The sequence below is a fragment of the Vibrio diazotrophicus genome, assembly GCF_038452265.1.
GTDB lineage: Bacteria > Pseudomonadota > Gammaproteobacteria > Enterobacterales > Vibrionaceae > Vibrio > Vibrio diazotrophicus.
This window is the reverse complement of sequence record NZ_CP151842.1, coordinates 635,912-648,502: the sequence shown is the minus strand read 5'-3', so window position 1 is coordinate 648,502 and position 12,591 is coordinate 635,912. Positions and strand designations below refer to the sequence as shown.

The following is a 12,591-nucleotide window of genomic DNA, read 5'->3' as shown; positions in this document are numbered from 1 at the left end:
TTTTTTCTCCAATAAGCTTTGGAGGCTAAGTCGTTTAAGAAAGAAAAGTCAAAAACGAACAGAAAGCCTCCCACTGGGAGGTTTTTTTATAAGGATAATTTTCAAATGACAGACAGACAGTACTCTCTCGACGAGATTCGTTTAAGACTCAACGAGCTAGATGACCAATTATTAAGCCTGCTATCGGAACGACGTAAACTCAGTATTGAAGTAGCAAAAAGCAAAGTAGAAACCTCAAAACCCGTTCGTGATGCCGTTCGCGAACAACAGCTACTGGTTAAACTGATCAATTCAGGTAAAGATAAATACCAGCTTGATGCACAATTCATTACCAAACTTTTTCACACCATCATCGAAGACTCGGTGCTGCTCCAACAAGCTTACTTACAGAACTTAGCCAACCCTCAAAGCAGAAAACCGCTGGCACGAGTAGCTTTCCTCGGTTCAAAAGGCTCATACTCGCATCTTGCCACTCGCGAATACTTCAGCCGCAAAAATACTGAGCTTGTTGAACTCAACTGCGATCAATTCAAAGAAGTCACTAAGACGGTTGAATCAGGGCATGCTGACTACGGTGTACTACCTATTGAAAACACCAGCTCAGGCTCTATCAACGAAGTTTATGATCTGCTTCAACACACCACCTTATACATTGTTGGTGAAATCACTCAGCCTATTGAGCACTGCTTGGTTGCAACAAAAGACATTCGCTTAGAAGATCTGAAAGTGCTCTATTCGCACCCTCAACCACATCAGCAATGCAGCGAATTCCTAAGTCGCCTTAAAGGTGTACAACTCAAAACATGCGCAAGTACTGCTGACGCAATGAAAAAAGTGCAAGAGTTAAACCGAGATGATGTTGCCGCTATTGGCAATGCGTCGAGCGGTAAACTTTATGGTCTTCAAACCATTCAAAGCAACATCGCTAACCAAACAGAAAACCACACTCGCTTTATCGTGGTGGCTCGTAAGCCTGTCGAAGTCTCGACACAGATTCCAGCCAAAACAACCTTGATTATGTCTACTTCACAGGAAGCGGGGTCATTGGTTGCAACGCTGCTTGTTCTTCAACGTTTTGGCATCAACATGACCAAATTGGAGTCTCGTCCAATCATGGGGAATCCTTGGGAAGAGATGTTCTATGTGGATTTGGAAGCTCATCTGGATTCGGAAAATATGCAGCAGGCACTCGCAGAGTTAACCAAGTTAACCAAGCATCTGAAAGTCCTTGGCTGTTATCCAAGTGAGAACGTGAAGCCAACTCAAGTACGGTTAAGTTAACCGTACTTAAATCAAACTATTGCGCCTAGTTTGACCGAAGTTGCATATTAGAACTTTATGATACAGAAATAGTTATACAATTTAGTTCAGATGAATTAGTGTTCTGTTGAGTGTTTTAAAAGTGAACACAGGGAAACACAATTCCTTAAAGTCATATAAGGCGCATTATTTGTGGTGAAGATTGGACGACTCATCTCCCTTATGCTCGGTGCTACTGGTCTCAGTAGCCAAGTCATTGCTTCAGAGCTAAACATCTACCTTTGGGAAGATACAATATCCCCAAGGGTCGTTGAGGCATGGAACAAAAGTCACGACACTCAGCTCAACTTCTATCATTTTGATAATGACGATGAACGTAGCCTCTTCATGCTGAGTAGCGATCAAATCCCATTTGATGTGGTGATTCTAGATAATGTTTCAGCACAGCTTTTCTCTCAGCAAGATAAATTTGAAGATCTCTCTTCATTCGACGCCAACCAAAATAACGCCCCAATGTGGCAACAAGCTTGTGGCTCACATAGCGTGCCTTATTTTTGGGGATATGTCGGTATTGTTTATCGTAAGAGTAAAATCTCTCAACCACCGACTCAGTGGCGTGATTTGGTCGATATTGACGAGAAAATGAAAGGTCATGTGGGTTTATTAGAAGACAGTGTAGAAACGTTACTTCCGGCACTTTATAGCCTCAACCTATCACCACTGACTGCATCCGTTGAAGACCTAAAGAAAGCGTATGAAAAGCTTGAAGCTGCCACACCGGATATTCTGACTTATGAATACTCACTAAGCTATGTTCGCAGCCATAGTAATAATAATGATTTATACATGGCGGTAAGCTATAGCGGAGATCAGTTCTCCCTCAATCGCTATTTCGACAATGATGATTGGGATTTTGTTCTTCCTGAAGGCAAACCTTATATTTGGGTGGATTGTTTAGCGTTGAACAGCTCCTCCCATAACAAACAGCAAGCAAAGTTGTTTCTAGAATTTTTGATGCAGCCTGAAATAGCGGCAATGAATGCCCAAGACATCAAAGCCGCAACACCGAATCTCAAAGCTTTGCATTTAATGCCTGCCAGCTACATCAACAATAAAGCCATTTTACTTACTGATGATTTGTTAGCACAAAGCATCATTGACAGTCAGCTTTCTTCATCCAATTTGAGTCAGCGGGCGAAAATCATCAACAGCCTGATCAAACAACATGAAGCTAAACCATAGAATTCTTTTACTGATCGCTCCGGTCATCATCCTCAGCTCTGCCGTGTCAGGTTATCTCATTTACGATAGCCAGAAAGACGCACTCGTTAAACGCATGGATAGCTATCTGCAGCTTGATATGGAAAAGCTCGCTAGCCATTTTCGACAAACCAAATCTCTGGTTAGCAGTTACACCTTTACGCTCGCCAATAGCGACATTATTCGCCACTATTTTTCTCACAGTAACAATCCATACCGAGAGTTAGAACTGGCTGAAAATATTGAAAAAACATTCAACGTCATGAAGTCCAATGAAAGAGATTCGGTTGCTCTTTCCATCTTAGATGGCGACAATAACATTCTCTATTTTGCCGACAATAGTGAAGACCCATTCAGCAAAATCGACCCAACCGTTTTTAAGTTTGTGAAAAAGCGCTTCAACCAAACCTTAAAAACCTCAGACATCAGTTATACCGAGAACTCAAGCGGAGACGGAGTGTTAGTCCGTTATGATGTCTTAGACACCCGTACCCTTGGAACACCGTTAAGTTACAACCGAGACCGAATATTCTTTATCGTCGTTTACGTGGTTCTTGATGAGTTTAACGCGCTGCGTAATAAACTAGAGTTTGATAACCAGAGCCCCATTTTCTTTAGTAAAAGACCTCAATCATTCTCAGAAGGATTAACCCAGACTGTTGAACTTCAACCTGGCATGTTCGCAACACTTTCTCCAGCACCAATGCTAATGCGAAATAAGCTCAATGATATTAGACAAAACCTAGTCGCTGCTTTTGGTGGTTCTGCATTGTTTAGTTTGATTTTGTTATTATCGTTGCTTTACAGGCATGTAATAAACCCCATTTCTCGCTTAGATAAGCAGTTGCAAGAAGTCGAAAGCAAGCAAAGAAATAATATAGAAAAACTCTCTACTAAAGATGAAATTGGACGGTTATCTTCGCGTTTTTACGATATGTATAAAGAGCTCGACAACTCCTATCAAGAAACAAAAACACTGGCTGAGTTTGACCATTTAACTAAGTTGTGTAATCGCTACCAGTTCCAAATTCAGGCACAGACAACATTAAGAGAGTCCCCGATTAACAGCCATGTCCAAGTGCTCTATATCGATTTAGACAACTTCAAGTACGTCAACGATAAGTACGGTCATCAAGTAGGCGATTCCTTGCTGATCAGTTTTGCCAGCCATGTGCGTGCACTTTCTGAAGAGTTTAATCTCAATCAACATGTTTACAGCCTTGCTGCTCGATTATCTGGGGATGAGTTCGCTATTCTGACTTGTGCGCCAAGCCGTTTGTCTGATTTTGCCGCTGAGTTTTCTCATCGTCTGTTACAACCAATTCAAGAGCATCATGATTCACCTCTAGGCCGATTCCCAATCACCGCGAGTGTAGGTATTGCCACTTATCCAGAGGATGGTATCGACATAGAAAGCCTGCTGATCAATGCCGATACCGCTATGTATCAAGCAAAGAGTGCGGGTAAAAACCAAATTGCTCATTATTCCAAACAACTTGATCAACAAGTTCAACGCAGAAATGCTATTGAACGCGCATTGCGTCTGGAGAATTTCGATAAAGAATTCTCGCTGGTTTACCAACCTTATTACTCATGCAGCAATATGGAAATCGCAGGATTCGAAGTGCTGCTAAGATGGGACTCAGAACAGCTCGGCGAAGTCTCTCCCACCGAATTTATTCCAATTGCAGAGCAAACAGGATTATTTGGAAAAATTGACCGATGGGTGATTACTCACGCGTTTAAAGAGTTTTCGTCACTGTCAGCAACGTTTGACTACCCAATCCATATTTCAATCAACCTCTCTTCCGCGGAACTAAACTCGGTTGATTTAGCGGATTACATTCGCGAACAGGCGAACACATACAAAATTCGCCCTCACTGGATAGATTTTGAAATAACCGAAACTTTCGCCGCCGATTCTAAAGCAATACCACTGCTGTATGATTTGGTTGAACAAGGCTACAGCCTGACCATTGATGACTTTGGTTCTGGTTATACTTCGATTGTTCAGCTCGTTCAGTATCCAATTAAGCGCATTAAGTTCGATCAAGGCTTTCTGGAAACCATCATCGATAAAGGTAAGCAGTCGGTGCTTGAGCCTCTAATCCAACTCTGTCATTCTCAGATGATGAAAGTAACGGCAGAGGGTATCGAGAGCCGAGAAATGCAACAGTGGTTAACTCGTTACAACTGTGACTACATGCAAGGCTTCTTTTTAGCTCCCCCCATGTCATTACGTGAGATCCAATACTGGAACAATGACAACACAGAAGTAAGTTATGAAGAATGTAATTATCGCTTCTCTTAATCCGGCAAAAATTAACGCCGTAAAGAGCGCATTTGAATCCGCATTTCCCCATCAAGCTTTCAACTTCCAAGGTATTAGTGTACCTAGCGAAGTGGCGGATCAACCTATGACCAACGAAGAAACCAAAGCGGGCGCATTAAACCGTGTTCGTAACGCCAAACAAGCGTTAACAGACGGTGATTTCTATGTTGGCTTGGAAGCAGGTATTGAAGGCAACGTTACGTTTGCCTGGATGATTATTGAATCTCAAACCCATCGTGGCGAGTCTCGCTCTGCGAGCTTAATGCTTCCACCACAAGTGCTGGCTAAGTTGGAGCAAGCGAATGAACTGGGTGATGTGATGGATGAAGTGTTCGGCACTGACAATATTAAACAAAAAGGCGGAGCGATCGGCCTGCTCACTCAACATCAGCTCACTCGCAGCTCTGTCTACCATCAAGCGTTAATTTTGGCGCTTATTCCATTTACTAATCCAGAACATTTTCCAGCGAACTTGGTTTAATGATCTCGGCAAATACATGTATGTTTGCACAAAGCAGAAGAAAGAAAGCCAGTCACTAGACTGGCTTTCTACTCTGTGAAGCTCTGTGATGAACAGTTATTTGAGGATCAGTTTACTTAGCGTCTCTTTTTCTTGTTCTGAGCGAGACTTCAGTTCATTCGAACCTCGGGTGATGGTTGCGATACCAACACCGAGCATCTGACTCACTTGACGCTGTGACATCTCACCTTTGAGCAGCTCACAGAATATGTTTACTCGGGCAACGAGCGCTTCCCTTTCATCCGGCGTCATTAACATGGTCAATAGCATCTCATGCTGATCGTTATCTGCAGCTTGCTTAACTAAATCAATCAATTGAGACCAATCACTGTATTCAGGTTGTTGAGACATAACTGTACTCGTTAAGTGATACACCCTCGTTATTCTAGTGATACCCTGAATATAATCAATATTTTGTCTTCAACTCATTTTCATTGAGAAAATCGCCCTGCAGACCCATTAAGTCTCGATAGTAGGTCTCGAACATCAAAATGTTTTGTACATAGCCTCGAGTTTCACGAAATGGAATAGCCTCAATAAAAGCATAAGCATCAAGCTTACCCTGAGTTTGCTCCCGCCATCGGTTCACTCGCTGTGGTCCAGCGTTATAGGCCGCAAAAGCAAAAATCCGGTTATTGTCATATTGCTCGAGCAAACCGTTGAGATAGTGACTGCCGATTTCAATATTCTTGCCGACTTCATACAAATCATCAGCGCCACTGTATGTGAGTTGGTATTTTTTAGCAGTGTACTTTGCGGTCGCAGGCATGATTTGCATAATGCCACGAGCACCAACAGGCGAACGTGCCTCTGAATCCATTGCACTCTCTTGACGAGCTAACGACATCAACATAATCGGGTCTATGCCATGCTTGTTGCCATAAAAATTAAACCACCATTGGTGAGCGACAGGGAAACGAAGCTGCAAGTTATCCCACAAGCTGGCCGATATCGAAGCGGTAACTGTCAAATGATGCCAATTCTGGCGCGAGGCATAAGCTGCCAGCATCTCTTTTTCGCTTTGATTAACTTTATCAAGCAGCCAATTCCACTCACTTTTTGCCGCCGCAATTTTATCTCGCTCAATCAGCTCTTGAATGCGAACTAAGCTTTTTTGATAAGGCTTAACCTGATTGAAATCGAACTCGACTGCACTTTTCGGATAGCGAATCGATTGTTTTACAATCTTCGCTGCTGCGACACTGTAAAAATTGCGCTGACCGACAAGCGCAAACAAGCGCTGCATCCCTTGTTCAACATGACCATTTTCTATTTCGCTTCGACCTAACCAATACTGCCAACGCTGAGATTTTATCTCTTCTTCAGGTAAGCGGTTTATCCAGAACAACACTTGGGTCCAATCCGCATTGCGCAGTGCTAAGCGGATTCGAGATTCTGTTAGAGTCACGTTATCACCCATCGCGATCACTTTATCTCTCCAGCGAATCAGCTTTTCGTCCTCTGAGTCCATCAGACGTAAGGCAATGAACTGCTCAATTTGCGCTTTCTGCTGAGATGTCCACGCAGGTCTTTTGGTCACTTTGTCGACTAAAGCCTGTGCTTTCTCACTGTCAGCGCGAGCAAGTTTTTCCAGCGCGAACTGAGCCTGTTCAACCGACAAGGGATCACTGTATTTTTTTGCAAAACTGACCACGGTTTCTGGCTTATCATACAGAGCCAGCATGGCTTTGCCTTTTTCCTTATACTGACTGCTGCTGAGCTTTTTCGATAAGTAAACCAATAACCCTCGATTTCTTCCGTCAAACGCTAACAGCATGCGCTTGAAAACCAGCTCATCGGTTAATCCGCCAGACTTGTCCCAAGCTTTGAATAGCGGATCACAGGCATCTGAAATACTGGCGCCACTCATCCAGAGCTTTTTCGCTCCGCCAAACGCTTTCTCACGCTTACCAACTTGCAAATGTGCGTTGTAATAGTGGCACTGATAGGTTTCACCATTCGGCTCTGAGGTCTGAAATTGCAGTAACGTACTCCACTTCTTTTGCTCAGCTAGAGCATCAAGATAAGGGGCACTAATACGGCCAGAGAATGGAAAATCTTTATGCCCGTCAATAAAAACCCTGACGGTGATGGGTGGCTTATCACCAATATCAATGAGAAACGCTCGATAATCTAAATACGGAGTCAGCGGGTAACTCGCGAGTTTTGGTCTCGCCTTTTCGAACTTTGAAACATTCTTATCATCCAACCACTCCTGAGCTTGATCATACAAATCACGCTGAGCATTAAGGTCGATAGAGTCGGAAAACGCTGTGCCGCTAAACAATGAACTGAATGCAATCATTGACAACAAAATACGAGACGGCTTTGAGGAATGCAGGGGCGCCATGAACTCTAATCCTTTACTGAGTGCTACTTACCAACCATTACGCTAATTCTAGTGGTAAATGTAAAGAGGGTGGATGTAAAGTTGATGTGAATAATGTGACAAAAACAATAATTGCCCAATATATGCATTCACACACCGAATACTTAGAACTCTATTAGCTTCAATATTGAATAACAAAGCTCAGCAGCCCCTAGTAACAAATACGATAACTTTGGTATAGAATAGCGACTTTATTCTGAACGATAGATTAGGAACAATCGGCAATGGCTGAATACGTATATACCATGTCGCGGGTGAGCAAAATCGTCCCGCCTAAGCGTCAAATTCTAAAAGACATCTCTCTAAGTTTCTTCCCAGGTGCCAAAATTGGTGTTTTAGGTCTAAACGGTGCGGGTAAATCTACCCTACTACGTATCATGGCCGGTATTGATAAAGACATCGATGGCGAAGCACGTCCACAACCAGGTCTTAAAGTAGGTTACCTTCCACAGGAGCCTGTTCTTGACGAATCTAAAACCGTACGTGAAGTGGTTGAAGAAGCAGTAGCCGATGTGGCTGGTGCTCTAACTCGTCTAGACGAAGTTTATGCCGCTTACGCGGAAGAAGATGCAGATTTCGATGCGCTTGCGAAAGAGCAAGGTGAGCTGGAAGCCCTGATTCAAGCAAAAGATGGTCACAATCTGGAGAACGCTTTAGAGCGTGCTGCAAACGCACTTCGTCTACCGGACTGGAATGCAAAAATTGCTGTGCTTTCTGGTGGTGAACGTCGTCGTGTTGCTATCTGTCGTCTGCTTCTTGAAAAACCAGACATGCTGCTACTTGACGAACCAACCAACCACTTAGACGCAGAGTCAGTAGCTTGGTTAGAACGTTTCCTTGTGGATTACACAGGAACAGTAGTGGCTATTACGCACGACCGTTACTTCCTAGATAACGCGGCAGGCTGGATTCTCGAACTTGACCGTGGTGAAGGTATTCCATGGCAGGGTAACTACACCTCTTGGCTAGAGCAAAAAGATGAGCGTCTAAAGCAAGAGTCTTCTCAAGAGAGTGCGCGTCAGAAAACTATCGAGAAAGAACTTGAATGGGTACGTAAAAACCCTAAAGGTCGTCAGGCAAAATCTAAAGCTCGTATGGCTCGCTTTGAAGAACTTCAAAGTGGCGAACACCAGAAGCGTAACGAAACTAACGAACTGTTCATCCCGCCAGGTGAACGTTTAGGTGATAAAGTTCTTGAAGTTCGCAACCTGACGAAATCTTTTGATGATCGTGTACTGATCGATAACCTATCTTTCAGCATGCCGAAAGGTGCTATCGTCGGCATTATCGGTGCTAACGGTGCGGGTAAATCTACCCTATTTAAGATGTTAAGCGGTGTTGAACAGCCAGATTCAGGTGAAATTGAATTGGGTACAACGGTTAAGCTGGCGTCTGTTGATCAGTTCCGTGACAGCATGAACGACAAAAATACCGTGTTCCAAGAGATTTCTGAAGGTGCTGACATCATTAAGATTAACAACTTCGAAATTCCTGCACGTGCTTACTGTTCTCGCTTTAACTTCAAAGGCGTAGACCAACAGAAAGTCATTGGTGAATTGTCTGGTGGTGAACGTAACCGTGTTCACCTAGCTAAACTGCTAAAAGCAGGCGGTAACGTACTGTTGCTCGACGAACCAACCAACGATCTAGACGTTGAAACGTTACGTGCTCTTGAAGAAGCGCTATTAGAGTTCCCAGGCTGTGCAATGGTTATCTCGCACGACCGTTGGTTCCTAGACCGTATTGCAACGCACATTCTGGATTACCGTGATGAAGGCCAAGTGAACTTCTACGAAGGTAACTACACCGAATACATGGATTGGTTGAAGCAAACGCTTGGCGCACAAGCAGCAGAACCACACCGTATTAAATACAAACGTATTTCTAAGTAACAATTAAATGATTCAAGGCCGCTTTATTGCGGCCTTTTTAATCTATGTATCTGTTTAATAGCCTAACCTTTGCTATGCTTTTGAATATGTTTAACGAGAGATACATTTATGATTGAACGCCGACGTTTTTCACGCATCATCTATCAAGCACCTGCTACGCTCACTCAAGGCGATTATCAGTTGGCCACTTGCATTCAAGACTTATCATTAAAAGGGCTTTTATTGTGGGCAGTTGATGAACCAGAACTGGATAAAAACGATATTGTAGACGTCACTTTCACACTCCCTGATAGCGATATCACCATCAATCTCTCCGCAACACTTATCATGCAAAATGAGCGTATATTGCATCTCAAAATCGACCATATTGATATCGAAAGTATTGGCCACTTACGCCGTCTGGTTGAACTCAATGTCGGCAGTGATGAACTACTCCATCGCGAGCTGGAACACTTAGTGGATTTAGCTGACTACGCTGAGTAGTCAAAGCTTAAGTTTCATTAACACCAACAAAAAAGCGCTAACCAACAGGTAGCGCTTTTTAGGTATTAGTGGTTGTCACTTTAACTTGAATGAGGGCGATGAATTGAATCGTTCGCTTGTTTCAAAAGATTCTGGCTTTCCGTCATAAACTGCTGAGAGTAATCGCCAAACCACTCACTCACCTGTTCGAAACTTGCTACAAATCCTGCCTTATCGCGGCTTTCAATCAGACTAACCGCCTCACCAAAACTACGCTGAAAACGCTGGATCATCTCAATGTTTTCATCAGACGACAGAATGATATCACCGTACAGATTTGGATCCTGACCAAACAAGCGTCCAACCATTGCCAGTTCAAGGCGATAAATTGGCGAGCTCAATTTCAGCAGTTGAGCAATGTTGGGTTTTACTTTCGATAAGTGGTAACCGTAAGCAAACGACGTAAAGTGACGCAGCGCCTGAATCAGTGTCATGCCGTGATCGTGCTCTTCAGCATCAATATTACATAGGCTAGCGCCCCAAATAGAGAACTGCTTTAGAAGCCATTCATACTGCTCTTTACCGCGTCCATCGCAATGAACAATCACCTGTTTCGCTAAGCTCGGCACATCAGGACCAAACATAGGGTGCAAACCTACCACAGGGCCTTTGTGCACAGCCATCATCGCTTTTAAAGGCTTAGATTTGATCGAAGTTAAATCACACAGAATGCAGTCTTCAGGCAGATTATTAAGCTTCTCAATAACACCGATGGTTTTGTGAATTGGCACGGTGACCACGACAAGACCCGCATCTTTCAGCAGTTCATCTGCGTTATCCCAATCTTGGCTGCCAAGCACTTTCACTTGGTAGCCAGATAGTCTGAACATGCGCCCAAACAAGCCGCCTAGCTGACCTTTACCACCAATAATAACCACTGAACGTAGTTCCGGATTCAAGCACTTGAAGCCGGAATCTTTTTCACTAGCATAAGATTCACGCATGGTGCGACGAAGAATGTCTTCAATTAATTGCGGTGGTACGCCTTTTTTCTCAGCTTCTTCACGACGGGAAGCTAACATTGCCGCTTCGCGGTCTGGAGCATAAATAGGAAGGCCGTGTTGGCTTTTCACTTCACCCACTTTTTCCACTAATGCCAGTCGACGAGCAAGCAGCTCTACCATCTGCTTATCAACCGCATCAATTTGATCACGCAATTCATTCAATTCAACAGCCATGGTTTATCCTTTTTATCCTTTCAGGCGGTTTTCGAGAAACGGAGTCAGCTCTTTGTGAGCCTTACGCAATAGTGCCTCAGTTGTATCCCAATTAATACATGCGTCTGTAATAGAAACGCCGTACTTCATCTCACAAATTGGCAGATCCGAAGACTGGTTACCTTCATTAATATGGCTTTCGATCATCAAGCCAATAATTGAGCGGTTACCTTCACGAATTTGATGGATGGCGTCTTCCGCTACCAGCGGCTGGCGGCGGTAATCTTTGCGTGAGTTCGCGTGGCTACAGTCGATCATCAGAGCCGCATCTAAGCCCACTTTTGCTAAATCTTCTTCACACTCAGCCACCGACACTGAATCGTAGTTGGTTTGCTTACCACCGCGCAGAATCACGTGCCCATTACCATTACCTTGAGTCGTCAACAGTGCCACTTGTCCTTCACGGTTGATCCCCATGAAGCGGTGGCTTGATGATGCAGCTTGCATCGCGTTAATTGCGGTAGAAAGGCTGCCATCGGTACCATTTTTAAAACCGATCGGCATTGAAAGACCACTCGCCATTTCGCGGTGAGTTTGAGATTCCGTGGTACGTGCACCAATCGCAGCCCAGCTAAAGGTATCAGCTAAGTATTGAGGGCTGATAGGATCAAGCGCTTCTGTTGCCAGAGGGATATTCATTTCCGCCAGATCCACCAGCAGCTCACGCCCCACATGCAAACCATGTTCAATATCGAAAGTGCCATCCAGATGCGGATCGTTAATTAAGCCTTTCCAGCCAACCGTAGTACGAGGTTTTTCAAAGTAAACACGCATAACAATGTAAAGCTGATCTTTCAGCTCTTCTGACAGGGTTTTCAAACGCTTGGCGTACTCTTTTGCCGCTTCAACATCATGGATAGAGCAAGGGCCACAAACCACAAGTAAGCGGTGATCGCGTTTATGAATAATATCTGCGATAGTCTGACGAGATTCACGGATGAAACGACGGCTTTCATCACTTAAAGGTAATTTCGCTTTTAGCGCGTCTGGTGTGATCAATACCTGTTCATCAATAATATTGATATCACTTAATTCACTTTTCTTCATCTCATCACCTGTATTAAAAAATTTACACTAAACTTATACACTGAAGCTCAAACTCAATAGAACACAACTTATCAGGCTATAAAAAGATTTCAAGTGTAAATTTATAAAAACACATATGTATAAAAATATTTACACAAATATAAATACAAGCT

General features: G+C 43.6%; 10 protein-coding genes and 1 other annotated feature (1 of these 11 running past the window's edge). Of the genes, 6 read left to right on the top strand and 4 right to left on the bottom strand.

The features are described 5' to 3' along the window. Positions 1-90 (top strand) — a sequence feature (Phe leader region); it begins 31 nt to the left of the window's first position. 15 nt (positions 91-105) lie between these two features. From pheA to yjjX, 4 genes are all read left to right on the top strand, one after another. Continuing rightward, complete coding sequence (pheA, locus tag AAGA51_RS02950; protein WP_042484229.1) at positions 106-1,281, top strand: prephenate dehydratase; 1,176 nt, start codon at positions 106-108, stop codon at positions 1,279-1,281. A gap of 201 nt (positions 1,282-1,482) precedes the next feature. After that, complete coding sequence (locus AAGA51_RS02945; RefSeq protein ID WP_042484717.1) at positions 1,483-2,502, top strand: polyamine ABC transporter substrate-binding protein; 1,020 nt, start codon at positions 1,483-1,485, stop codon at positions 2,500-2,502. After that, complete coding sequence (locus tag AAGA51_RS02940; RefSeq protein ID WP_042484232.1) at positions 2,486-4,831, top strand: putative bifunctional diguanylate cyclase/phosphodiesterase; 2,346 nt, start codon at positions 2,486-2,488, stop codon at positions 4,829-4,831. The genes AAGA51_RS02945 and AAGA51_RS02940 overlap by 17 nt, the downstream gene beginning before the upstream one ends. Continuing rightward, positions 4,803-5,333 (top strand): inosine/xanthosine triphosphatase, encoded by a 531-nt coding sequence (gene yjjX, locus AAGA51_RS02935; protein WP_042484235.1) that lies wholly within the window; start codon positions 4,803-4,805, stop codon positions 5,331-5,333. Before AAGA51_RS02940 ends, yjjX begins: the two co-directional genes overlap by 29 nt. A 96-nt stretch (positions 5,334-5,429) precedes the next feature. On the opposite strand, the gene trpR is transcribed toward yjjX, so the two are convergent. Then, on the bottom strand, positions 5,430-5,723 hold the full coding sequence (gene trpR / locus AAGA51_RS02930) for a trp operon repressor (protein WP_042484238.1): 294 nt from the start codon (positions 5,721-5,723) through the stop codon (positions 5,430-5,432). Positions 5,724-5,778: 55 nt separating this feature from the next. Further along, positions 5,779-7,722, bottom strand: coding sequence for a transglycosylase SLT domain-containing protein (locus tag AAGA51_RS02925; RefSeq protein ID WP_042484240.1), 1,944 nt, complete (start codon positions 7,720-7,722; stop codon positions 5,779-5,781). A 263-nt stretch (positions 7,723-7,985) separates the two neighbouring features. On the opposite strand from AAGA51_RS02925, the gene ettA reads away from it, so the two are divergent. Next, positions 7,986-9,653 carry an energy-dependent translational throttle protein EttA gene (gene ettA, locus AAGA51_RS02920; protein ID WP_042484243.1) on the top strand — a complete coding sequence of 556 codons (1,668 nt, stop codon included), beginning with the start codon at positions 7,986-7,988 and terminating at the stop codon, positions 9,651-9,653. A gap of 108 nt (positions 9,654-9,761) precedes the next feature. Further along, positions 9,762-10,136 (top strand): PilZ domain-containing protein, encoded by a 375-nt coding sequence (locus AAGA51_RS02915; RefSeq protein ID WP_042484246.1) that lies wholly within the window; start codon positions 9,762-9,764, stop codon positions 10,134-10,136. Between the two features lie 80 nt (positions 10,137-10,216). Here the strand turns inward: AAGA51_RS02915 and tyrA are convergent, their stop codons facing one another. Together tyrA and AAGA51_RS02905 are read right to left on the bottom strand one after the other, a co-directional pair. Continuing rightward, positions 10,217-11,353: a bifunctional chorismate mutase/prephenate dehydrogenase gene (tyrA, locus tag AAGA51_RS02910; RefSeq protein WP_042484249.1), complete on the bottom strand. Its 1,137-nt coding sequence runs from the start codon at positions 11,351-11,353 to the stop codon at positions 10,217-10,219. A 12-nt stretch (positions 11,354-11,365) separates the two neighbouring features. Continuing rightward, the gene (locus tag AAGA51_RS02905; protein WP_042484252.1) at positions 11,366-12,439 is read right to left on the bottom strand and encodes a 3-deoxy-7-phosphoheptulonate synthase; all 1,074 of its coding nucleotides are present in this window, start codon (positions 12,437-12,439) and stop codon (positions 11,366-11,368) included. Between the last annotated feature and the right edge of the window lie 152 nt (positions 12,440-12,591).

Coding starts and splice junctions, on each gene's coding strand:
- pheA (WP_042484229.1), top strand. CDS start 106: ATGACAGACAGACAGTACTCTCTCGACGAGATTCGTTTAAGACTCAAC.
- AAGA51_RS02945 (WP_042484717.1), top strand. CDS start 1,483: ATGCTCGGTGCTACTGGTCTCAGTAGCCAAGTCATTGCTTCAGAGCTA.
- AAGA51_RS02940 (WP_042484232.1), top strand. CDS start 2,486: ATGAAGCTAAACCATAGAATTCTTTTACTGATCGCTCCGGTCATCATC.
- yjjX (WP_042484235.1), top strand. CDS start 4,803: ATGAAGAATGTAATTATCGCTTCTCTTAATCCGGCAAAAATTAACGCC.
- trpR (WP_042484238.1), bottom strand. CDS start 5,723: ATGTCTCAACAACCTGAATACAGTGATTGGTCTCAATTGATTGATTTA.
- AAGA51_RS02925 (WP_042484240.1), bottom strand. CDS start 7,722: ATGGCGCCCCTGCATTCCTCAAAGCCGTCTCGTATTTTGTTGTCAATG.
- ettA (WP_042484243.1), top strand. CDS start 7,986: ATGGCTGAATACGTATATACCATGTCGCGGGTGAGCAAAATCGTCCCG.
- AAGA51_RS02915 (WP_042484246.1), top strand. CDS start 9,762: ATGATTGAACGCCGACGTTTTTCACGCATCATCTATCAAGCACCTGCT.
- tyrA (WP_042484249.1), bottom strand. CDS start 11,353: ATGGCTGTTGAATTGAATGAATTGCGTGATCAAATTGATGCGGTTGAT.
- AAGA51_RS02905 (WP_042484252.1), bottom strand. CDS start 12,439: ATGAAGAAAAGTGAATTAAGTGATATCAATATTATTGATGAACAGGTA.